Origin of the sequence: Caldovatus aquaticus (genome assembly GCF_019458025.1) — a bacterium.
Lineage (GTDB): Bacteria > Pseudomonadota > Alphaproteobacteria > Acetobacterales > Acetobacteraceae > Caldovatus > Caldovatus aquaticus.
The window spans coordinates 154,964-177,149 of sequence record NZ_JAHZUY010000001.1; the positions used below are offsets into that span (position 1 = coordinate 154,964).

Annotated in this window: 19 protein-coding genes; 8 read left to right on the forward strand and 11 right to left on the reverse strand. The window is 76.4% G+C overall.

Going from position 1 to position 22,186, the window contains the following annotated elements; translation table 11 throughout:
* Positions 1–81: 81 nt before the first annotated feature.
* The 3 genes from K1J50_RS00700 to K1J50_RS00710 form a co-directional block, all read right to left on the reverse strand.
* Entirely contained in the window at positions 82–1,029 is a 948-nt protein-coding gene (locus tag K1J50_RS00700; RefSeq protein ID WP_220115509.1) for an alpha/beta hydrolase, read from the reverse strand.
* A 10-nt stretch (positions 1,030–1,039) separates the two neighbouring features.
* Entirely contained in the window at positions 1,040–1,822 is a 783-nt protein-coding gene (locus tag K1J50_RS00705) for an alpha/beta fold hydrolase (protein ID WP_220115510.1), read from the reverse strand.
* A gap of 70 nt (positions 1,823–1,892) precedes the next feature.
* Positions 1,893–3,185 (reverse strand): LLM class flavin-dependent oxidoreductase, encoded by a 1,293-nt coding sequence (locus K1J50_RS00710; protein WP_220115511.1) that lies wholly within the window; start codon positions 3,183–3,185, stop codon positions 1,893–1,895.
* A gap of 197 nt (positions 3,186–3,382) precedes the next feature.
* Between K1J50_RS00710 and K1J50_RS00715 the strand changes: the two genes are divergently transcribed.
* Positions 3,383–4,294, forward strand: a complete 912-nt coding sequence (locus tag K1J50_RS00715) for a VOC family protein (RefSeq protein ID WP_220115512.1) — start codon at positions 3,383–3,385, stop codon at positions 4,292–4,294.
* Positions 4,295–4,380: 86 nt separating this feature from the next.
* On the opposite strand, the gene K1J50_RS00720 is transcribed toward K1J50_RS00715, so the two are convergent.
* The gene (locus K1J50_RS00720; protein WP_220115513.1) at positions 4,381–5,550 is read right to left on the reverse strand and encodes an acyl-CoA dehydrogenase family protein; all 1,170 of its coding nucleotides are present in this window, start codon (positions 5,548–5,550) and stop codon (positions 4,381–4,383) included.
* A 388-nt stretch (positions 5,551–5,938) separates the two neighbouring features.
* On the opposite strand from K1J50_RS00720, the gene K1J50_RS00725 reads away from it, so the two are divergent.
* Entirely contained in the window at positions 5,939–6,685 is a 747-nt protein-coding gene (locus K1J50_RS00725) for a Crp/Fnr family transcriptional regulator (protein WP_220115514.1), read from the forward strand.
* Between the two features lie 51 nt (positions 6,686–6,736).
* Here K1J50_RS00725 and K1J50_RS00730 read toward each other — a convergent pair whose 3' ends face one another.
* Complete coding sequence (locus K1J50_RS00730; protein WP_220115515.1) at positions 6,737–8,821, reverse strand: BTAD domain-containing putative transcriptional regulator; 2,085 nt, start codon at positions 8,819–8,821, stop codon at positions 6,737–6,739.
* Between the two features lie 417 nt (positions 8,822–9,238).
* Positions 9,239–9,505, reverse strand: a complete 267-nt coding sequence (locus tag K1J50_RS00735) for a hypothetical protein (RefSeq protein WP_220115516.1) — start codon at positions 9,503–9,505, stop codon at positions 9,239–9,241.
* Between the two features lie 419 nt (positions 9,506–9,924).
* Between K1J50_RS00735 and K1J50_RS00740 the strand changes: the two genes are divergently transcribed.
* Together K1J50_RS00740 and K1J50_RS00745 are read left to right on the forward strand one after the other, a co-directional pair.
* Positions 9,925–10,746 (forward strand): DUF169 domain-containing protein, encoded by an 822-nt coding sequence (locus tag K1J50_RS00740; RefSeq protein ID WP_220115517.1) that lies wholly within the window; start codon positions 9,925–9,927, stop codon positions 10,744–10,746.
* 286 nt (positions 10,747–11,032) lie between these two features.
* A complete protein-coding gene (locus K1J50_RS00745) occupies positions 11,033–11,842 on the forward strand; it encodes an aspartate/glutamate racemase family protein (RefSeq protein ID WP_220115518.1) in 810 nt (269 codons plus the stop codon).
* On the opposite strand, the gene K1J50_RS00750 is transcribed toward K1J50_RS00745, so the two are convergent.
* A complete protein-coding gene (locus K1J50_RS00750; RefSeq protein ID WP_220115519.1) occupies positions 11,742–12,965 on the reverse strand; it encodes a tripartite tricarboxylate transporter substrate-binding protein in 1,224 nt (407 codons plus the stop codon). The two genes, K1J50_RS00745 and K1J50_RS00750, sit on opposite strands and share 101 nt — an antisense overlap.
* A 115-nt stretch (positions 12,966–13,080) precedes the next feature.
* Between K1J50_RS00750 and K1J50_RS00755 the strand changes: the two genes are divergently transcribed.
* Positions 13,081–13,974: an amidohydrolase family protein gene (locus tag K1J50_RS00755; RefSeq protein ID WP_220115520.1), complete on the forward strand. Its 894-nt coding sequence runs from the start codon at positions 13,081–13,083 to the stop codon at positions 13,972–13,974.
* Positions 13,975–13,990: 16 nt separating this feature from the next.
* Here the strand turns inward: K1J50_RS00755 and K1J50_RS00760 are convergent, their stop codons facing one another.
* The 4 genes from K1J50_RS00760 to argH all read right to left on the reverse strand — a co-directional run bounded on the left by K1J50_RS00760 (position 13,991) and on the right by argH (position 18,032).
* Complete coding sequence (locus K1J50_RS00760; RefSeq protein WP_220115521.1) at positions 13,991–14,995, reverse strand: inorganic phosphate transporter; 1,005 nt, start codon at positions 14,993–14,995, stop codon at positions 13,991–13,993.
* Positions 14,996–15,010: 15 nt separating this feature from the next.
* Complete coding sequence (locus K1J50_RS00765) at positions 15,011–15,658, reverse strand: DUF47 domain-containing protein (RefSeq protein WP_220115522.1); 648 nt, start codon at positions 15,656–15,658, stop codon at positions 15,011–15,013.
* Positions 15,659–15,774: 116 nt separating this feature from the next.
* A complete protein-coding gene (locus tag K1J50_RS00770) occupies positions 15,775–16,239 on the reverse strand; it encodes an acyl-CoA thioesterase (protein WP_220115523.1) in 465 nt (154 codons plus the stop codon).
* A gap of 260 nt (positions 16,240–16,499) precedes the next feature.
* Positions 16,500–18,032, reverse strand: a complete 1,533-nt coding sequence (argH, locus tag K1J50_RS00775) for an argininosuccinate lyase (RefSeq protein WP_220115524.1) — start codon at positions 18,030–18,032, stop codon at positions 16,500–16,502.
* Between the two features lie 317 nt (positions 18,033–18,349).
* Between argH and K1J50_RS00780 the strand changes: the two genes are divergently transcribed.
* The 3 genes from K1J50_RS00780 (at position 18,350) to rpoD (ending at position 22,067) form a co-directional block, all read left to right on the forward strand.
* Entirely contained in the window at positions 18,350–18,808 is a 459-nt protein-coding gene (locus K1J50_RS00780) for a 4Fe-4S dicluster domain-containing protein (RefSeq protein WP_220115525.1), read from the forward strand.
* Positions 18,799–19,674: a (Fe-S)-binding protein gene (locus K1J50_RS00785; RefSeq protein WP_220115526.1), complete on the forward strand. Its 876-nt coding sequence runs from the start codon at positions 18,799–18,801 to the stop codon at positions 19,672–19,674. Before K1J50_RS00780 ends, K1J50_RS00785 begins: the two co-directional genes overlap by 10 nt.
* Positions 19,675–20,132: 458 nt before the next feature.
* Entirely contained in the window at positions 20,133–22,067 is a 1,935-nt protein-coding gene (gene rpoD, locus K1J50_RS00790; protein WP_220115527.1) for an RNA polymerase sigma factor RpoD, read from the forward strand.
* The last annotated feature ends 119 nt before the right edge of the window (positions 22,068–22,186 follow it).

Consider the following 22,186-nt stretch of genomic DNA (forward strand, 5'->3'; position numbering starts at 1 on the left):
GGGCGAACGCCGCGCCGGCGCGCCGGGGCGGGGAGCGCAGTCCGCCGCCGCCCTCCTGTCAAGCCCGTCCCGTGAGCCTCCTCACGCCCGCGACCAGGCGTCGCGCAGCGCCTCGGCGGAGACGCGCACGATCAGCTCCGCGGCGCGGATGAACCTTCCCATCGTCAGCGCCCCGTGGATCTGGTCGGCGAGGTGCAGGTGCGCGACCCGCACGCCGTCCTCGTCGAGCCGGCGGACATAGGCCAGGCCCTCGTCGCAGAGCGGGTCGATGCCGGCCGTGAGCACGAAGGCCGGCGGCAGCCCGGCGAGGCTCGGCGCGCGCAGCGGCGAGGCGCGCCAGTCCAGCGCCTGGCGCGGCTCCGCCAGGTAGTGGTCGCGGAACCAGCGCGCGGTCCGCGCCGTCAGCGGCACGCCCTCGGTGACGCGCTGGTAGGACGCCGCGGTCATCGCCAGGTCCAGCGCCGGGTAGATCAGGAGCTGGAACGCCGGCATCGGCGTCGCGCCGCCGTCCTCGCGCGCGGCGAGCGCCACCGCAGCGGCGAGGTTGCCGCCCGCGCTGTCCCCGCCCACCGCGATGCGCGCGCGGTCCACGCCGAGCCGCGCCGCCTCGGCGGCGACGAAGCGCAGCGCCGCCGCGGCGTCCTCGAAGGCGGCGGGGAATTTGTGCTCGGGCGCGAGGCGGTAGTCCACGGCGACGACGCGGCAGCGCGCCGCGTTGGCCAGCGCCCGGCAGGGACCGTCGTGCGTGTCGAGGTCGCCGACCACCCAGCCGCCGCCGTGGTAGAAGACGAGGCAGGGCGCGGTCTCCGGCGCGCCGACGCCGCGATAGGCGCGCAGCCGGATCGCGCCGCCCGGGCCGGGGCAGGCGAGGTCGCGCACCTCCGCGACCTCCTGCGGCTCCGGCTGCAGCACGCCGCGTCCCGCGGCATAGAGCCGCCGCGCCTCGGCGTGCGGCAGCGTCTCGTAGGGCGGCCGTCCCGTCTCGCGGATCAGGTCGAGGACGCGCTGCGCGTCGGGGTCGATCGGCATGGCGGGGTCCTCACGCGGTCCAAGCCAGGATCGCCGCGGCAACCTCGTCGGGCCGGTCGAGCTCGGCGAGGTGGCCGGCGCCGGGGACGAGACGGGTCTCGCTCGGGCCGGCGATCGCCCTGGCGAAGCGCGCGGCGTAGCTGCGCGGCATCACCCGGTCCTGCTCGCCCCAGAGCAGCAGCGTCGGCGCCTGGATCAGCGGCAGGCGCTTGGCGAGCCGCGTGTTGCCGAGCGGCCAGAGGAAGCGCGCCGCCGCCTCGCTCGCGCGCGTCTGCTCGATCGGCCACTCGATCGCGTCGGCGCCCTCCGGCGGCGCCTTGAGCCGCCGCCAGTTCTCCGGGTCGGCGCAGAGCAGGGCCGGCACCGCGTCGGCGCGCTGCGCCCAGGGGTCGGCCGGCGGCTCGGCCTCGTCGAACAGGCCGAAGGGGGCGATCAGCGCGAGCCGCCGCACCGTCTCCGGCCAGATCGCCGCCACCTCGGCCGCCAGCGCGCCGCCGACCGAGCTGCCGACGAGGTCGGCGCCGTCGAGTCCGGCGAGGCCGACCAGCCGCCGCGCCGCCAGCACCCAGTCGAGATGGTCGTCGAGCTGCGCATGCCCGCGCCCGCCGCCCGGGAAGCCCGGCAGCGACGGGACGACCACGGTGCGCCGCTCGGCCAGCCGGTCGAGGAAGGGGATCCAGCGCGGCAGCCCGCCGAAGCCGGCGAGGAAGCCGATCCGCGGTCCGCTGCCCTTGCGCCAGACGCGCGTCGGGACGCCGTTGAGCTCGACGAAGAAGACCTCTGGTTCGCTCACGCTGCTGCGCACTCCCGATGGACGAGCGAAGGGGAGCGCGGGGCGGGGCCGGCCCCGTCCCGCGCGGCGGCTACTCCGCGGCGAGCGCTTGCGGCGCGGCGACGAAGTCGGCCGGCAGCGCGCGTTCCGCCCGCCCCATCGGCTTCGGCCACCAGCGGTCCTCCCAGTCGGAGAACAGGTCGCGGAGCTGCGGCATCACCTTCTCGGCGAACAGGCGCGTGTTGTAGCGGGTGAGCTCCTTGCCCATGTTGCCGAACTGCAGCAGCAGCATGAAGTGGCCGACGTTGAGCGACTTCGCCACCTCGCGGAGCTGCTCGGCCACCTCGTCCGGGCTGCCGACGACGACGTAGCCGCGCTCGACGATGCCCTGCATGTCCTTCGCCGTGCCGGCGAAGCGCTCCTGCGTCCCCTTGCCGAGCGTGCTGTCGGCGCCGGCGGCCCTGGCGACCTGGCTGCTGAGGCCGGCGCGCTGCGTCGCCTCCGTCATGTAGCCGGGCGGCGTCGCCCAGCGCCCGTCCACGTGCAGGCAGCGGCCGTAGAAGTACTCGGCCGGCTCGCGGTAGAGCTCCATCGCCTGCGCGCGCGTCTCGGCGACGCCGACGAACTGCAGGAAGCCGGCGCGGTAGGGGTTCCGGTCCTTGCCCAGGCGGTCCATCTCCGCCCAGAAGCCGTCCATGATCGCCTTGCCGGCCTTGTAGCCGTAGTAGGAGAGGTAGCAGTAGACGTAGTCCATCTCGGCGCACCAGCGCCAGGTCTCGACCGACCCGCCGCCCGGGATCCACACCGGCGGGTGCGGCTTCTGCACCGGGCGCGGCCAGATGTTGACGTAGCGCTGCTGGTTGAAGCGGCCGTTGAAGGCGAAGGTCTCGGTCTCCGTCCACGCCCGGATCACCAGGTCGTGCGCCTCGAGGTAGCGCTCGCGCAGCATCGAGGGGTTCTGGCCGTAGGCGTAGCAGGTGTCCATCGGCGTCCCCACCGGGAAGCCGGCGATCAGCCGCCCGCCCGAGATCACGTCGATCATCGCGAACTCCTCCGCCACCCGCGTCGGCGGGTTGTAGAGCGCGAGCGAGTTGCCCATGACGCAGATCGGCGTCTCGCGCGTGCGGCGGGCGAGCGCGGCGGCGATCAGGTTGGGCGAGGGCATCAGCCCGTAGCCGTTGGAGTGGTGCTCGTTGACGCAGATCGCGTCGAACCCGCACTCCGCCGCGTACTCCAGCTCGTCCATGAAGTCGTTGTACATGCGGTGCGCGCGCTTCGGGTCGAACAGCGAGCTGTGGATGTCCACCCACACCGAGGGATGCTTCTCCCGGAAGTCGTCCGGCAGCTCGGTGTAGGGCATCAGGTGGAACCACATGAGCTTCATGGACCGCGCTCCCTCGCCCTCGGGCGGCCGCCTGCCTCGGGCGGCCGCCTGCCGGAAGCGAGCCTAGGCGGGGCGGGCCCGGGGCGGCAAGCCGGCGCGCCGCCGCCCCGTTGCGCGCCCGCGCCGGCCTTGCGAAGCTTTGCCGCGCGCGCCCGCCGCCCGCGCCTCGGCCGGCGGGGCGGAGGGAGGAGCACAGCATGAGCGGCATGCGCATGCGCGAGAGCGGCGGCGCCGACCGCTACGACCGCCGCGCCGGCGATCTCGGCAACAGCGTCGAGCTCGGCCACGTCAACGTCACCGTCCCCGACCAGACCAGGGCCACCGCCTTCTACGTCAGCGGCCTCGGCCTGACGCGCGATCCCTACCTGATGACCGGCGTCGACAACATGTGGGTCAATGTCGGCGCGAGCAGCCAGTTCCACCTGCCCGCCGGCCGGCCGCAGGTGCTGCGCGGCCGCACCGGGCTGCTGCTGCCCGACCTCGCGGCGCTGCTCGACCGCCTCGCCGCCGCGCGCCGCTGGCTCGACGGCACCGCCTTCTCCTTCCGCGAGGGCGAGGGCTTCGTGGACGTCACCTGCCCGTGGGGCAACCGCCTGCGCTGCCATCGCCCGGACCCGGCGCGCTTCGGCCGCCGCACCCTCGGCATGCCCTATGTGCGCTTCGACGTGCCCCCGGGGACGGCGCCCGGCATCGCGCGCTTCTACCGCGAGATCCTCGGCATGCCCGGCACGCTCGGGGAGGAGGAGGGCGCGCCCGCCGCGCGCGTCGCGGCCGCCGCCGACCAGTGGCTGGTGTTCCGCGAGAGCGACGCCCCGCTCGCGCCCTTCGACGGCCACCACATCCAGATCACGCTCGCCGACTTCTCGGGCCCGCACGCGCGGCTCTCGGCGCGCGGGCTGGTCACCGAGGAGAGCAACGAGCACCAGTACCGCTTCACCGACATCGTGGACCTCGACAGCGGCAAGGTGCTGTTCCAGGTCGAGCACGAGGTGCGCAGCATGCGCCACCCGCTGTTCGGCCGCCGTCTGGTCAACCGCAACCCGGCGCTCACCAACCGCAACTTCGTCTCCGGCCACGAGGACTGGCCGCCGGCGATGCCGCCGGCCTAGGACCGAGCGCGGGCGGCCGGCGGGGGCGGGGCGCCACCCGCCCCCAGGGGGCGGGCGCCGTCGCCGCGCGCCGCGGGGGAGCGGCCCTAGAAGCAGCCGAGGCCGAGGATGCCGTCCGGGCCGGGGCCGTCCGGCCCGACCAGGCGCTTGCCGATCAGGTCGCGCAGCGTCTCCGACGCGCCGCCGCCGAGCGAGCCGTAGCGGGCGCCGCGATAGAGGCGCGAGACCGGGTACTCGTCGGTGAAGCCGAAGCCGCCGTGCAGCTGCACCGCCTCGCTCGTCACGCGGATCGCCATCTCGTTGCAGAACACCTTGGCGGTGGCGGCGAGGAACGGGTCGGGGAACGGGTTCGCGGTGGCGCAGGCGCGGTAGAGCAGGCCGCGCGCCGCCTCGATGTCCTTGAACATGTCGGCGAGCTTCCAGCGCACGCCCTGGAAGTCGGCGATCGGGTGGCCGAACACCGTCCGCTCGCGCACGTAGCGCAGCGCCTCGTCGAAGGCGCCCTCGGCGAGGCCGAGCGAGATCGCGGGGTTGAGGCAGCGCTGGGTGTTGAAGGCGGAGAGCAGGCGGCGGAAGCCGTCCTCGCGGATCACCAGGTTCTCCTCCGGCACCGCGCAGTCGCGGAACTGCACCTCGTGCAGGTTCTCGCCGCCCATGGTGTGGAAGGTGCCGGTCACCTCGAGCCCCGGCGTGCCGCGCTCGATCAGCACGCAGCCGATGCCCTCGCGCCCCGGGCGCCCCTCGATGCGGGTGAAGACGACGAACATGCCGGCCTCGGCGGCGCGGCTGATCAGCGTCTTGGTGCCGTTCACCACCCAGCGGTCGCCGCGGCGCACCGCGTTGGTGCGGTAGCTCGCCACGTCGGTGCCGGCGTGCGGCTCGGTCATGCAGATGGCGAGGATGCACTCGCCGGCGCAGACCGCGGGCAGGATGCGGGCGCGGATGGATTCGGGCGCGTACCTGGCGATCACCCGCGTCTGCACCCCGGCCTCGCCGAGCACGGCCATCGCGGTCGGGTAGCAGACCTTGGCGATCTCCTCGAGGATCAGCGCCGTCTCGAACACCGGCAGGCCGAGGCCGCCGTACTCCTCCGGCACGCTCATCCCGAGCACCCCGAGCCTGGCGAGGTCGCGCAGGTTCTCCCAGGGGAAGGTGCCGTCCATCCAGCGCCGCGCCCGCTCGCGGAACGCGGTCTGGGCGAGCCGGCGGACGGGCGCGATCAGCGCGCGCTGCTCCTCGGTGAGGCGGAATTCCATCGCGAGTCGGTCCCGGTCCAGGAGGTGCGGCGCGCCGCCCGGAGCCGCGCGCCCGGGCCGCCGCAGGAGCCGGCGCGGCGGCCGCCCCGCGCTGCGGCGGCACGGCAGCCTAGGGCCGATCGCGGGCGGCGGGAACCGGCCGGAGGCGGGCACCGGCGCGACCGGCGCCTCGCGGGAGCGGCGGCGCCAACGCGGCCCGGGCGCGCGGCCGCCGCCCCGCGGGCCGGTGCCCGCCCGGCGGGGTGCTGAATTGCACGCCACGGGGTCGCGCCGCCCAGCGCGCCCCCCAGATTTGGGCTAGAAGGGCGCCAGGCCCAGCCACGCCGGCCGGGCGCCCGTGCCGCCGGCGGCGCGCCACCCCTCAGGCCGGCCACCGCGCAGGAGCACCATGAGCCCCCTCGACGTCACCCGCTCGCGCATGGACGGTCTCGGCAGCGAGGCGGAGATCTGCATCAACTGCGGCTCGCGCTCGGTCGGCCTCTGCGCCCCGCTCGACGCCGCCGCGCTCGGCGACATGGCGCGCGCGACGGAGCGGATCCGCCTCGCCCCGCGCGAGCCGCTGTTCCGCCAGGGCGAGCCGGCGACCCACGTCTACACCCTGACCGACGGCACGGCGCGGCTGACCCGCGTGCTGGCGGACGGGCGCCAGGCGGCGATCGGCTTCCGCTTCCCCGGCGACATCCTCGGCTTCACCCCGGGCGCGGAGCACGCCTTCGGCGCCGAGACGCTGACCGAGGCGACGGTCTGCCGGCTCGACCGCAAGCGCCTCGACGCGCTGTTCCGGCGCTACCCGGTGCTGGAGCGGCGCTTCCTCGAGCTCTGCGCGCGCGAGCTCGCCGCCACCCAGGACCACGTGCTCGCCCTCGGCCGCTTCACCGCGGAGGAGCGCTGCGCGGCGTTCCTGATCTCGCTGGTCGAGGCGCAGGAGAAGCGCGGCCACGCCGGGCCGGTGTTCCGCCTGCACGCCACGCGCGCCGACATCGGCGAATTCCTCGGCCTGACGCTGGAGACGGTAAGCCGCACCTTCTCCGCCTTCCGCAAGCGCGGCCTGATCCGGCTGCACGGCCAGAGCGGGATCGAGCTGACCGACCGCGACACCCTCGCCGCGCTCGCGGCCGGCGAGGGCGAGGCCTGACCGGGCCTGCCCGCGGCCGCGCGGGGGGGGGCGCGCCGCCCCGCCCGCCGCTCAGGCCTCCCGCACGCCGGCGAGGCGCAGCCCCTCGGCGTAGTGCGCGCGGTCCTCGGCGTTCCGCACCGGGGAGCGGCGCAGCGCCTTGGCCACGGTGAAGTCGGCCTCGATCGCGAGCAGCCGCGCGCGCAGCGCTGCCGCCGCCTCGCGCCGCCCGAGGTGGCCGAGCGCGGCGAGGGTGCACTTGTAGTTCAGGGCGAAGTTGGGCTGCAGCTCGATCGCCTGGCGCCCGTGCTCGGCCGCCTCCGCGTGGCGGCGCGCGAAGAACAGCGGGATCGCCCGCGCCCCGTCGTAGAAGAAGGAGAAGGGGTGGAACGGCGCGAGCTGCCGGTAGCGGTCCATCCGCGCCAGCGCCTCGGCGTGGTCGCCGGCGTAGCTGTAGGCCATGCCGGAGAAGGCCCAGGCCATGGCGAGGTTCGGGTTGAGCCCGAGCGCACGCTCGTGCAGCGTCAGCGCGTCCTCGGGCCGGTGGTGCAGGAAGGCGCGCACGTGGCCGCAGATGGTCAGCGCCTGCGCGTCCTGCGGGTCGAGCGCGATCGCCCGCACCGCGAGGCGCTCGGTGCGGGCGAGCACCTCCTCGCTGTCGCGCGCCCAGCCCTGGCCGACGAGCAGCAGATGCCAGTAGGCAAGCCAGGCGTGCGCCGCGGCGTAGTCGGGATCGAGCGAGGTGGCGCGCGCAAGCCACTCCCCGGCCGCCATGAAGGCGGTGCGGTCCATCCGGTGCAGCGCCGGGATCGCTCGCAGCACCAGGTTGTAGGCCGGGGCGTGCACGGGCTGGCGCCCGGCGGCGACCCGGCTGGCCTCGATCAGCAGGATCTCGGGATCGATCCGCGCCACCACCTGGGCCGCGATCCCGTCCTGCAGCGCGAGCAGGTCGTCGGCCTCGGCGTCGAAGCGCTGCGTCCAGGCCACCCCCTCGGGCGGGCGGAGGTCGAGCAGCGTCAGCACGATCCGGATGCGCCGGCCCGCGCGCTGCAGGGTGCCCGTCAGCAGCAGGTCGAGGCCGAGGGCGCGCGCCGCCGCCTGCGCCTCGCGCGGCCCGCCGGCGCGCGCCACCGCGGCGGCAAGCGAGGCGCTGTCGGTCACGAACAGCCAGCGGAACCGCGCCAGGGCGGCGGTGATCTCCTCGGCCAGGCCGACCGAGAGCGCCTCCGACTCGGCGGCCTCGGCCCCGCCGAGCACGCGCAGCGGGAGCACGCCGAGCCGCGCCCCGCGAAGGGGCGCCGCCGGCGGCTGCGGGGCCGGCGCCGGCGACGCCATGCCCCCGCCGCGCGCGGGCTGGGGCGCCGCCAGGGCCGCCGGCACCGGGGCGGCGGGGACGTCCTCGCGCAGCGCCTGGGCGAGGGCCTCGGTCTCGGCCGAGGGGCGGGCCTGGAAGCGGCTCGCCAGGACCTGGCGGCAGTCGGCATAGGCGGCGAGCGCCGCGGCGCGGTCGCCGCGCGCGGCCTCGGCGCGGATCAGGGCCCGCCAGGCACCCTCCTGCGCGGCGTCGATCGCCAGCACGCGCCGCGCCTCGGCGACGATCGCCTCCGGCTCGAGCGCGGCGGCGAGGCGCGCCGTCGCCACCGCGAGCGCGGCGTCGCGCAGCCGGCGGCGCTGCTCGGCGAGCCAGAGGTCGAAGGCGCTGTCCAGCCCCTCGAGATCGGCCAGCAGCGCGCCGCCCTCGAGCAGGTCGAGCGCCTCCGGGTGCTCCGGCGTCGCGCGCGCCACCTCCCGCGCATCCGTCCACACCGCGTCGTGGTCCAGCGCTACGGTGGTCCGCGTCGTGGCGAGCAGCGGCACGCCGACCGGCCGCAGCGCCTCGTGCAGCTCGTGCAGCGCCTGGCGCAGCGAGCCGCGCGCCTGCTCGTTGCCGCGGCGGGACCACAGCAGATGCGCGAGCCGCGAGCGGGCGACAGGCTGCGGCCCCGACAGCGCGAGGATGGCGAGCAGCGCGCGCGCCTTGCGGGTGCGCGGCAGCACCCGCTGGCTGGTCAGGCTCCACGCGTCCACCCGCCCGAGCAGTGTCAGGCGCAGGCGGATCCCGGCGCGCGGCGGCGCCTGGTCCGCGGCGGGCGCGCGCCCTGCGCCGTAACGGTCCATCACCGCGGGGCCATCGCGGCTGCCGGCTTCGGCGCGGGCGCGCCCGCCGAGCGGCGCGGTGGGCTCCGCCGGGCCGCCGGGGTCAGCTGGCGCGGCCTCGGTGCGGTGCGGCGGGTCCAAGGCGAACGCGGCGGTTCCGCGTCCGACGGCCGCCGGGGTTGCTACGCCGGGCACGGGCCTCTTGCCCTCGCCACCAGGCGCCACGCCACCATCCATGATGCGAAGATGTAGCGAACCGTTCCGGACGTGTCACCTAACGGTTGATAGGTCGGGCACCGATAACGACCGCACGGCGATTCTCCCCGAGCGGCCGCACGCGGACAAGCCGAAGGCTCCAGGCGTCCGCCGCCAAGCCGAGTACGGCCGGGCGATGCCGTCGCCGCGGACGCGGCGCGTCGCCTCCCGAAGCGCAACCCGCTACCCCGCCTGCGGTGCCGCCGCGGCCGGCGGCACCCCGTCCACGGCGCGCAGCGCCTCGCACAACTCGCGCGCCGCGCGCTCGAGGCGAAAGGCGAGCAGGTCGCGCTCCACCCCCTCGGCGAAGGTGAGCGGCGGCGGCGCCGAGAGGGCCGACAGCGCCGCCGCCTGCTCCTGAAGCGCGACAAAACGCCGCGCGGTCTCGACGATCCGAAGCAGCGCCGCCGCCGACAGGGGCCGGGGCGCAGGGGACGTTGCGTCCGTCAAGGCCGTCACCGTCATCGGTCGCCGTCACTCTCGCATTCGTGATCTCCTGCACAGCCTACCCCGCGCAGCCCGGCCCGGCGCGTGAGAACACCCCATGTTGACGTTAATCACGCGTTAATTTCTCGCGCTTGGCCTTGCCATCCGGCCGCCAGCCTCGCGAGGAAGCCGCGCCCCCGCCCCGCCCCCGGGCCGCCGCGCCAGCCGGAGCGGCTGGCCGAGCCGCGCGAGCGCCCCCGCGGCCCGCGCCCTGTGCCCCGGCTTCCGGCCGGTCCCGCCGACGGTGCGGCCGCCTGCCGCATCGGGAAGGCAGGCCTTGCGGACCAGCAGGCCGAAGGCCACCATCGCGCCCGCTCCCCCGAGGCGGGCCACGCCGATGCCGCGCGGCCGTCACGCCCGCCGCATCCGGAGACGCCCGCGCCATGCCCGACGCCCCGACCGACGCGACCGCAAGGCCGCTCGACGCCAAGGCCATCGCCGCGCTCGCCGAGCAGCTCGGCGCGCTGCTCCGGCTGCGCACCCTGCCGATCGGCATGAAGCTGTTCGAGAACATCGAGGAAATGGCGCAGGTCCCGGGCCTGCGCCGGCCGCCGCCGGGGAAGCGCTTCTCCACCTGCCAGCTCGTGACGCAGTCGCGGATCGCCGGCTTCACCCTCGGCATCACCGCGGAGAACGTGCCCGAACTGTCGAATTGCAGCGGCGTGATCGGCCTCGGCGGTCCCTCCGACCTCTACCTCTCGGGCCGCAAGATGGAGGGGGTGTGGTTCGAGAACCGCGAGGCCGCGGCGGCGCACCAGGCGCAGATGCCGCGCGTGCCGGCCGGGCGATACAAGGGCCTCGTCGTCTCGCCGCTGCGCGCGGCGCGGCTCGACCCGCCGGACATCTGCCTGTTCTACGGCAATCCGGCGCAGATGATCCTGTTCGTCAACGGCCTGCAGTGGCGGACCTACCGGCGCTACGACTTCTCCCTCACCGGCGAGAGCGCCTGCGCCGATTCCTGGGGGCGCGCGCTGCGCGACCGCTGCGTCTCGCTCTCCATCCCCTGCTACGCGGAGCGGCGCTACGGCGGCGTCGCCGACGACGAGATGCTGATGGCCTGCCCGCCGGAGGACCTCGCGCGCGCGGTGGCCGGGCTGCACGGGCTCTCCCGGGCCGGGCTGCGCTACCCGATCATGCCCTACGGCCCGCAGGTAGACCCCGCCGAGGGTATGGCGAAGAGCTACGGCGGGAAGCCGTCCGCCTGACCACCCGCACCGAAGCCGGAAGCCGAGCGCACGCACAGGCAAGCCGGTCGGTCCCGGAGGCGGCCGCCGCCGCACCACCGCGCGCCGCGGTCGCGCCCGGCCGCGCCGCCGCCCTCCGCGCAACGCTCGTCCAGCGCCCGCGCGTAAGGCCCGCGCCGGCCGCATCGGGTTGACCGCCGCGGCACGCGCCCGGATCATGCGCGCGGGAGGAGCGACGCGCCGCCTCCCGCCGACCGCCGCCTCTCCGCCCCGCGGCGCGGCGCCCGATCCCCGGGAGTGCGACCCCATGCGCCTCTGGTACCAGTCGCTGACCCGCGCGGACGCCTGGCCGGCCTACAACGCCGCGCTGCGCCGCATGCTCGCCGCCGCCGCCGATCCCGGCACGGAGGTCGAGGTGCATGGCATCACCCGGCGCGGCGGCATCGGCGACCAGTACCGTTCGCTGGAATTCGTCGAGACCGTCGAGGTGCTGGAGAACGTCGCCCGCGCCGACGCCGCCGGCTTCGACGCCGTCCTGCTCGGCAACATCGCCGATCCCGGGCTGCGGGCGGCGCGCGAGATGGCGCGCGTGCCGGTGCTCGGCCTGTGCGAGACGGCGCTGCTCACCGCCTGCCAGATGGGCGCCTCGATCGGACTCGTCGTCGCCAACGACAAGCACGGCGCGCGGGTGGCGGAGAACGTCGCGGGCTACGGGCTCTCCTCCCGCGTCGCGGCGGTGGAGCGGATGCGCCTCGAGCGCCTGGCGGACCTCGACGCCGCCTTCGCGGAGGGGCCGGTGCGCGAGCGCATCCTCGGCGCCTTCCGGGCCGCGGCCGAGGCGTGCGTCGCGCGGGGCGCGGAGGTGGTGATCCCGGCGGTCGGCGTCGCCATGGTGCTGATCGCGGAGGCGGGCATCGTCGAGGCCGGCCGCGGCGCCCCGGTGCTGAACGGCGCCATCGCGCTGCTCAAGGCCGGCGAGGCGGCGGTCAAGCTCGACCGGCTGATGGGCGGGCGCTTCACCAGCCGCCGCGGCGCCTATGCCCAGCCGCCGCCGGAGCAGATCGAGGAGCTGCGCCGCTACTACGGCCCCGTCTTCCCCGCGGTGAAGCCGGGCTGAGGGGGTGCCGCGCCGCACCCGCTATTCCGGCCTGATGCCCGCGGCGCGGATGACCGCGCCGGTCTCCTCGATGCGCCGCGCGACATAGTCGCGGAACGCCTCCGGCGTGCCGCCCACCGCCTCGACCCCGAGCTCGGCGAGGCGCCGTCCCAGCGCCGGCTCGCGGATCGCCGCGGCGATCGCGCCGTTCACCGTCTCGATCGCCGCGCGCGGCGTGCGCGCGGGCGCGAACAGGCCGAACCAGGAGGAGGACTCGCACCCCCTCCTCCGCCGCCGTCGGCACCTCGGGCAGCAGGGCGGAGCGGCGGCGCGCCGCGATCGCCGGCGCGCGCGCCTCGCCCGAGGCGAGGTAGGCCTGCACCGAGGGATAGTTCTCGAACATCGTGTCCACCCGCCCGGCGATCAGGTCCGCCGCGGCGGGCGCGGTGCCGCGATAGGGCACGCGGACCATGGCCACGCCGGCGCGCCACCGGAACAGCTCCGCCCTGAGGTGCGCGAAGGAGCCGACGCCGGCGGAGGCGAAGGTCAGCCGCCCCGGTTCCGCCTGCGCGCGCGCCACCAGTCCGCGCAGGCTGCGCAGCGGCGAATCGCGCCGCACCACGGCCACCGCCGGGCTGTCGCCGACCGGCACGACCGGCGCCAGGTCGCGCAGCGGCTGGTAGGGGATGCGCGGCTGCAGATGCGGGTTGATCGCGATCGGCCCCGGCGTGCCGGCGGGCAGCGTGTAGCCGTCCGGCAGCGCCTCGACGACGCGGCTCGCCCCGATCGTGCCGCCGGCGCCGGTGACGTTCTCCTCCACCACGGGCTGGCCGAGCCGCTCGGTCAGCGCCTGGGCGCAGAGCCGCGCGAGGATGTCGGTGCTGCCGCCGGCGGCGAAGGGCACGACGATGCGGAGCGGTCGCGACGGGAAGGGCGCGCCGGGCCACTGCGCGGCCGCCGGCCGGGCGCCGCCCAGCGCCCCGGCGGCGAGGAGCGCGCGGCGCCGCGCCGCCCGGCCGTCCCCCCACGGCGCCGCGGCGCCGCCGTGGCTCCGCCGGCGGAACCCGCGCCCCGCAGCGCAGTAGCCCGTGCCGCCGCCGCGCCGCTCCAGCCTCGCGCCTTCCCGCGCCAGGGCAAGAGGCACCCGCGCCATGCTCGACCGCTGGCGCGTCTCTCGCGCCTTCCCGCGCCAGGGCAAGAGGGCGCCGCCCCCCTTCCCGCCGCGGCGCGGGCCTGCTGCACTCCCGCCGAGAATCCCCGTGAGGCCCGTCGCGATGAAGCCCTGCCTGCCGCCGCTCCGCACCGTCACGCCGCCCTCCTGGCGCGCCCCCGCCGGCGCCTGCGACTGCCACTTCCACATCTTCGGCCCGTTCGACCGCTTCCCGCTGGACCCGGGCCGCGGCTACACGCCGGAGGAATGCCTGATCCCCGCCTACCGCACGGTGGCCGAGGCGCTCGGCATCGAGCGCATGGTCGTCGTGCAGCCGAGCGTGTACGGCACCGACAACGGCTGCACGCTGGACGCGGCCGAGGCGTTCGGCCTCGACCGCGCCCGCGCCGTGGTGGTGATCGACGGGCGCTTCGGCGCCGACGCGCTCGCCGCCATGGCGCGGCGCGGGGCTCGCGGCGCGCGCTTCAACGCGGTGAGCGGCAACGGCACGCCGCTCGAGCAGCTCGACGCGCTGGCGCGGCGCATCGCGCCGCTCGGCTGGCACTTGCAGCTCTACACCCACGGCGATACCCTGGCGGAGCTCGCGCCGCGCCTCGCCGCGCTGCCGGTGCCGGTGGTGGTGGACCACATGGGCGGGGTGCGCACGGCCGAGGGGCTGAACGGCCGCGGCTTCCAGGCCCTGCTGCGGCTGCTGGAAAGCGGCCGCGCCTGGGTGAAGCTGTGCGGCTACCGCATCTCCTCCGAGGGCCCGCCCTACGCCGACGTCGCGCCCTTCGCCCGCGCGCTGCTCGCCGCCGCGCCGGAGCGCTGCGTCTGGGGCACCGACTGGCCGCATCCCTCGCTCGCGCGCGACGTGCCCGACGACGGCGCGCTGTTCGACCTGCTCGGCGAATGGGCGCCGGACGCGGCGACGCGCCGGCGCGTGCTGGTCGAGAACCCGGCGGCGCTCTACGGCTTCCCCGCCCCGGCCGCGGCCGCCTGAGCCGCCCGCCCCCGGCTCATCCGAAGACGCCGGCCGCCCACCAGGCCGCGGCCGCGATCGCCGCGGCGGCCGGGATGGTGACGACCCAGGCGACGACGATGTTGCCCGCGATCCCCCACCGCACCGCGGAGACGCGGCGCGAGGTGCCGACGCCGATGATCGCGCCGGTTATGGTGTGGGTCGTCGAGACCGGCACGCCGAGCTCGGTCGCGGCGAACAGCGTGATCGCCCCGCCGGTTTCCGCGCAGAAGCCCTGCATCGGCGTCAGCCGCGTGATCTTCGAGCCCATCGTCTTGACGATCCGCCAGCCGCCGAACAGCGTGCCGAGCCCCATCGCCGCGTAGCAGCTGAGGACCACCCAGAACGGCACGTGGAAGGTCGGCCCCAGCAGGCCCTGCGAGAACAGCAGGGCGGCGATGATGCCCATCGTCTTCTGCGCGTCGTTGCCGCCGTGGCCGAGCGAGTAGAGCGAGGCGGAGACGAATTGCAGCGAGCGGAACGCCTGGTCCACCGCGAAGGGCGTGGCGCGCGCGAAGAGCCAGGAGACGACGAACACCAGCCCCAGCGCGAGGACCAGCCCGACCAGCGGCGAGACCACGATCGCCGCCAGGGTCTTGCCGAGCCCCCACCAAACGATCACGCCGAAGCCGGCCTTGGCGACGCCGGCCCCGAGCAGCCCGCCGACCAGGGCGTGCGAGCTGCTCGAGGGGATGCCGAGGCCCCAGGTGATGAGGTTCCACGCGATCGCGCCGCTCAGCGCGCCGAACACCACGCGCGGGTCCACGACCTGCGGGTCCACGATCCCGGTGCCGATCGTCTGCGCCACGTGCGCGCCGAAGAACAGGAAGGCGATGAAGTTGAAGAACGCCGCCCAGGCGACCGCGTAGTGCGGCCTGAGCACGCGCGTCGAGACGATGGTGGCGATCGAGTTGGCCGCGTCGTGCAGACCGTTGAGGAAGTCGAACAGCAGCGCGACGCCGATCAGGCCGGCGAGCGCCGGCAGGGCGAGGGTCGCATCCATCCGGGCCGCTCCCGCTCAGACGTGCTCGATCACGATGCCCTCGATCTCGTTGGCGATGTCGTCGAAGCGGTCCACCACCTTCTCCAGCCGGTCGAACACCTCGCTCGCCGCGATGTAGCCCAGCGCGCCGCCCTCGGCGCGGCAGCGCCGGTAGAGCGCGGTCACGCCGGCGTCGTGCACGTCGTCCGCCTCGCCCTCGATCTGGCGGATCTGCTCGCAGAGGGCGTTGATCTGCCCGGCGTTGCGGCCGATCGCGGCGAGCAGCGGGACCGTCTCGCGCAGGATCGCGGCGCAGCGCACGATGGCGTCGCCCATCTCGCGCATGCCATCCTCGAACTCCCGCATCTCGAACAGCGCGACCGCCTTGGCGGTCTTCTTCATCTCGTCGATCGCGTCGTCCATGCGGCTGATCAGCCCCTGGATGTCGCCGCGGTCGAAGGGCGTCACGAAGGTGCGGCGGACCGCCTGCACCACCTCGCGCGTCACGGCGTCCGCCTCGTCCTCGTGGGCGAGCACCGCGGGGTAGTGCCGCGCCACGGCGTCGCCGCCCTCGAGCATCGCGCGCAGCTCGGCCGCGCCGGCGGCGATGATCCCGGCATGGCGGTCGAACAGGGCGAAGAAGCGCTCCTCGCGCGGCAGGATGCGGCGGAACCAGGCGACCATGCGGGTGTCCTCTCGGCGAAGCCGTGCGGCGGGGACTTAGCCGGTCGGGGCGGCGGCCGGAACCGGCCGGCCCTGCCGCGGGCGCGGCGGCGGGTCCCGGCCGGGCCGAACGCGCCTCAGCCGCGGGCGCCGAGGGCGGCGAGCGCCACCTCGCGCTCCAGCGCCGCGCGGAACTCCTCGGGGGCGCGGACCGGCCGCAGCGCCGCGGCGTCCACGAAGGCGCAGACCAGCGTGCCTTCATAGACCAGCCGCTCCCCCACGCGCCCTGCGACCGCGAAGCGCAGGGAGGAGCCGCCGAGCCGCACCAGCAGCACCGTCGTCGCCAGCGTGTCGCGCGGCGTGACCGGGCTGCGGAAGTCGAGCGCGACGTGAACGAAGGGCGTGCCGATGCCCCGGTCCACGGTCATCTCGTACCAGTCGGTCCCGACGCGGTCGCGCCACCACGCCTCGATCGCCTCCACCGCGAAGTCGAGGAAGCGGGGGGTGTAGGCGATCCGCGCCGCGTCGGTCTCCGCCCAGGAGATGCGGCGGAGATGGACGAAGGGAGAGAGCGGCGCGGCCGCGTCAGCGGGTCTCACCATGCAGGCTCCTCGCGGCGCCCGGGCGGCGCCGGATCGGTCCGCCATCCCGTCATGCCAGGCCCTCCCCTTCCCTCCGGCGCGCGCGCCGTCCCCGCGGCGGACCGCGGATCGGCAGGCGTGTGCGGTGCCGTCCCCATTCTCGCACGTCCGGCGGGCTCGCGGCGGCCCGGCGCGTGGCCAGCCTGCGGCGGGGGCAACGCCCCGATCGGACCGCAGGGCGCACGCCCCGCCGGCCTGCAGGCCGGGCCGCGGCAAGCGCCCTACGGCGCGGCCGGCGGGGCGGCGGACCGGGCCATCGCGCGCGCCAGCCCGAAGCAGCGCGCCCGCGCCGCCTCGACGCGCCCCGCCGCCGCGGCGACCGCCGCCCGGTCCGCCTCCAGCGCGCGCCGCCGCGCCGCCCCCATCGCCGCCATGTTCGCCGGCGCCGGGCCGCCCAGCACCGTCCGCACCGCCACGTTCCGCGCCGGGTCGAGCGCCTCGGCCACCGCCTCCTCGCGCAGCCCGAGCGGGCGGCCGAACAGCGCCCGCGCCGCGGCGTCGAGGTCGGCGCCGCGGATCGCCTCGGCGCCGCGCCCGGCCTCGATCGCCTCGCGCACCACCGCCGCCACCACGTTATGGGCCATGCGGAAGCTCAGCCCCGTCTCGCGCACGATCACGTCGGCGAGCTCGGTCGCGCTGCCGAAGCCCTCCGCCGCGGCGCGCGCCATGCGCTCGGGCCGGAGCGTCAGCCCCTCCAGCACCTCGGCGAGGAGCGCGAGGATGCGCCGCGTGCGCAGCGCCGCCTCCATCACCGGCTCGTTCACGGCCGTCACGGCGTCGTTCACGTCGGCGAAGGGCGTGTTCTTGGCGCAGCCGAGCGCGGCGGCGAGCGCCCCCTGCACCGCCGCGGCCGCGGCGCGGATGTGCTCGAGCGCCACCGGGTTCTTCTTCTGCGGCATGATCGAGCTGACCGCGCAGTGCCGGTCGGCCAGCTCGACGAAGCCGTATTCCCAGGTGCTCCAGGCGTAGAGGTCGGTCGCGAGGCGCGAGAGGAAGGTCGCCAGCACCGCCAGCGCCGCCGCCGCCTCCAGCGCGTCGTCGCGCGAGGCGACCGCGTCGTAGGCGATCTCGAGCGGCGCGGCGAAGCCGAGCAGCTCGGCGGCGAGCGCGCGGTCGAGCGGGAAGGCCGTCGTCGTCAGCGCCCCCGCGCCGAGCGGGCAGAGATCCACCCGCGCCAGCGCGCCCGCGAGCCGCGCATGGTCGCGCGCCAGCACGTCGGCCGCGGCGAGCAGCCAGTAGCCGAAGGTCACCGGCTGGGCGTGCTGCGCGTGGGTGTAGCCCGGCATCACCGCCGCCGCGTGGCGCTCGGCGAGCGCCAGCGCCGTGCCGCGCAGGTCGGCGAGCGCGGCGAGCGCCTCCAGCAGCGCGCCGCGCAGCGCCATGCGCCAGGTGGTGGCGTTGAGGTCGTTGCGGCTGCGCCCGGTGTGCAGCCGCCCGCCGACATCGGGGCCGAGGCGCCGCACGATCGCGCGCTCGACGTAGGAGTAGAGGTCCTCCTGCCGGTGATCCACCGCGAGCGCCTCCGGCCCGCGCTCGGCGAGGTCGAGCACGGCGCCGAGCAGGGCGGCGACCGCCTCGCGCCCGACGATGCCCTGGCGCTCCAGCATCAGGGCGTGCGCGCAGTGCGCCCACATCTCGTGCCCGAACACCTGGGCCAGCGCGCGCCCGACCGCCGGGCGGTAGTAGCTCTCGACCAGGGCGGCGGAAGGGGGGTCCCTCACCCGCTCGCGCAGGCTGACTTCGGCTTCGGTCATGGGCGCACCCTCCGCGGCGCAGGCGCCGCCGATCGGGCGGCAGGACGGCCGGCCCGTCAAGGGCGGGCACGCCCAGGGCCGCGCGGCGGCACTGGAGCCGTTTCCGCCCGGAGGTGCGCGGCAACGGCTCCGGCGCGGTGTCCGGCGAGCGGATTCACGCGCCCGGCTGGTTCCAGCCGTCCGCGATCCGCTCTAGCATTTCCCGAGGCCCCTGCAGGAGCCCCGCCGATGCGCCCGCCCGCCGCCAGGCCGTCCCTTTGCCGCCTGCCGCGCCCCGGCCGCGGCGGCGCGCCGTTCGCCGTCCCCGGCGCCGCGCCATGAGCGCCCGCCTGCCGCCGCCCCGCGCGGCCGACCTTCCCGCCCTGATCCGCGCCGAGTCCGCCCGGCTCGCCGCCGCCTGCACCGCCTGCGGCGCCTGCGTCGGCGCCTGCCCGATGGTGCCCGCGTTGCCCGCCGTCGCCGCGGCCGCACCGGAAGCCGTCGCCGCCGGCCTGCGCGCCGTCCTCCGCGGCGAGGCGCAGGCCGCGCCGGAGGAGGCGGTCGCCTGGATCGGCGCCTGCACCCGCAGCGGCCTCTGCACCGCCGCCTGCCCGGAGCGGCTGGACGCCGCCTTCCTGATGCGCCTCGCCGGCATGCGCCTGCGCGGCGCGCTCGGCGCGCAGGAGGAAGGCGGCCCGCCGCGCCTGCCGGCCAGGGAGGACCCGGGCTGGTCGGCCCGCGTGAAGGCCTTCGCCCGCATGACCCTGACCGAGGAGGAGCAGGCGCGATGGCTCTGACCTCCCCGCCCCCCGGCCCCGGGGCCGCGCCGGACCGCGTCGTCTTCTGGTTCGGCTGCAACGTCGCCCGCCACGGCGAGATCGTCCGGCTCGCGACGCGTCTCCTCGAGGCGGTCGGCGTGGCGGCCGACCCGGCCGGCGGTCCCGCCTACTGCTGCGGCTCGCCGAAGGAGGCGAACGCCCGCATCGCCGGCGCCATGGCGCGCCGCACCGTGGAGGCGTTCAACGCCGCCGGCCGCGACACCGTCGTCACCTGGTGCCCGTCCTGCCACATGAACATGGACGACTTCATGGCGCCGGCGACCGAGGCCGCCTTCGCCGCCGCGCACATCAGCGAGGTGCTGCACGCCCGCCGCGACCGCCTCGCGCCGCTGCTGCGCCATCCGGTCGCCGTGCGGCGGGCGCTACCGCACCTGCACCACGGCTTCAACGGCCGGGTGCCGGTCAACACCCTGGTCCCGGACCTGCTCCGCCTGATCCCCGGCCTCGAGGTCGTGGACCACCCCTGCCGTGCGCCGGGGCACATGTGCTCCGCCCTCGCCGGGGTGCCGGGGGCGCTGGCCGCGGCGCAGCGCGCGCTCCTCGCGGCGGCGGAGGAGACCGGGGCGGATGCCCTCGTCACCCTCTTCCACTCCTGCCACCGCGAGACGGTGGCGCTGGAGCGCGGCCGGCCCGGGCTGCGGGTGGTGAACTGGATCCACCTGCTGGCCGAGGCCATGGGCCTGCCCTTCCAGGACGACTACAAGACCTGGCGCAATGCCCCCGACCCGCGCCAGGCGGTCGGCCCGGCGCGGCTCGCCGCCGCCGGGGAGACCGCGTTCGAGCGCCTGGTCGAGCCCGAATTGCGCCGCCCGCCGCCGGTCTGAACCGGGGCCGGTCCCGCTCCGCAGCGCCGGAGCGGGCGAAGCCCCTTCCGGCGGCGGAACCACAGGGAGAGGTCCGCTGTCCAGACCGGATCTCAGCCCTGCCCCTCGCTCCGCGCAACCCTCGCGCGACGTTCCCGATTGCCCGCGGGCCGTTTCAAAGGGTATTGGTCGCGCCCCGGAAACCCCATATTGCCTGCGCGCCGGCATGTGGCGCGTTCCCATCGGGACCGACCCTGTCGCGGCCGCTCCGCCGCCCTTCCCGGCGGCCGGCGGCGGACCGGCCCACAGACGGGTCGCGTGCCGGCTGGGCGGGTGCGTCGGGCGCGCGCCTGTGGGTGCGCATCGGCGTTGGGGAGACCGTTGGAACCGGCGCGTGGCGGAGCGATCCCTCGCCGCGCGCCGCGGGTTTATTTGGCCCGGTGCGGGCGGCACCCGGCCGGGCAGGAGCGTGTTGGTCAATGGACGGGATGTTCGCTGGCAGGAGCGCGGCGGAGCAGGCCGAGGTGGAGGCGAGCGCGGCCGCGCTTGGCCTGCCGGTCGCGACGATGGAGACGCTGCTGAGCCTCGGCCGGGAGCGCGGGCAGCTCACCCGCGACGAGATCGATTCGGTGCTCGCCCCGGAGCGGATCGGCGCCGCCGAGATCGAGGAGCTCATCGCCATGCTCGGCGAGATGGGCATTGACGTGGTCGAGGCCGCCGACGGGGCGGGCGAGGACGTCGCCTCCGCCCCGGAGCCGCGTGCGCCGGAACGCTTCGCCGCCGAGGACGGGGCGGAGCGGGGCGGGGCCAGGACCGTCTCCGCCGCCGAGCCGGCCGAGGGCGCCGCCGAGGCGGGGGCGAGCCGCAGCGACGATCCCGTCCGCATGTTCCTGCGCGAGATGGGCGGCACGCCGCTGCTCAGCCGCGAGGAGGAGATCGCCGTCGCCCAGCGCATCGAGGCCGGGCGGGACGCGATGCTCGCCGCGCTCAGCGCCAGCCCGACCACCTTCGCCGCCCTCGCCGCCTGGCGCGACGCCGTCGCCGCCGGCCGGCTGCTGCTGCGCGACCTGATCGAGCTCGAGTCCTCCGTCATCGCCGGCGCCGGCGAGGAGGAGCTCGCGGCGCCGCCGCTGCCGCCGGCCGCCGCCGAGGAGGAGGCGGGCGAGGAGGGGAGCCCGGCCGCCGCGCCGCTCGCCGCGCTGACGCAGGAACAGCGCCTGCGGCCCGAGGTCCTGGCCGCCTTCGACGCCGTGCTCGCCGAGCGGGAGCGGGTCGCCGCGAGCGCCGCCCGCGGCGAGCCCCTGCGCGCCGAGGACGCGGCCGCGCTGGCCGGCCGGATCGCCGCGCTGCGGCTGCGCCCGGGCCGCGTCGAGGAGCTGCTCGGCCGGGTGCGCGAGGCGCACCGCCGCGTCACCGCGCTCGACGGCAAGGCGCTGCGGCTCGCGCAGGCGAGCGGGATCGCGCGCGAGGAGTTCCTCCGGCTGTGGGACGGCGGCGAGGCCGGGATGCGGCGCCTGCAGCGCGCCGCCGCCGGCCGGGCCGACGCCCGCGAGGACGCGCGCGCCGCGCTGCGCCAGGGCCTCGCCGAGATCCGCGCCGAGCTGCGCCGGCTCGAGGCCGAGACCGGCATCGCCATCCCGGCGCTGCGCCGCATCCACGCGGAGGCGGTGCGCGGCGAGCGCGAGATGCGCAAGGCCAAGGAGGAGCTGACGCGGGCCAACCTGCGCCTGGTCGTCCATCTCGCCAAGCGGTTCCGCAACCGCGGCCTGATGTTCGGCGACCTGATCCAGGAGGGCTCGATCGGGCTGATGCGCGCGGTGGACAAGTTCGACTGGCGCCGCGGCTTCAAGTTCGCGACCTACGCCACGTGGTGGATCCGCCAGTCCATCACGCGGGCCATCGCCGACCAGGCGCGCACCATCCGCGTCCCGGTCCACATGACCGAGACCGCGGCCCAGGTCGCGCGCACCGGCCGGCGCATCGCGCAGGAGACCGGGCGTGAGCCGACGCCGGAGGAGCTCGCCCGGCGGCTCGGCATGCCGGAGGAGAAGGTCCGCACCGTGCTCCGCCTCGCCCGCGAGCCGGTCAGCCTCGAGGCGCCGATCGGCGAGGACGAGGACGGCCGCCTCGGCGACCTGATCGAGGACCGCAACGCGGTGCTCCCCTTCGACGCCGCGGCGCGCGCCGGCCTGCGCGAAGCGGCGGCGCGCATGCTCGCCGGCCTCACCCCGCGCGAGGAACGCATCCTGCGCATGCGGTTCGGCATCGGCATGAACACCGACCACACGCTGGAGGAGGTCGGCCGGACCTTCAACGTGACGCGCGAGCGGATCCGCCAGATCGAGGCCAAGGCGCTGAAGAAGCTCGAGCGCAGCCGCGGCGGCCAGGCGCTGCGCAGCTTCCTCGAGGGCTGAGCCCGCCGCCGGCGGCGGGGCGCCGCCGGCGTTTCGCGCTCGCCAGGCGCCCGCCGGCTCCGTTACCGTGTCCGGCATGAAACGGAGCCAGGCGATCGCCCTGTGCTCCTGGGCGGCGG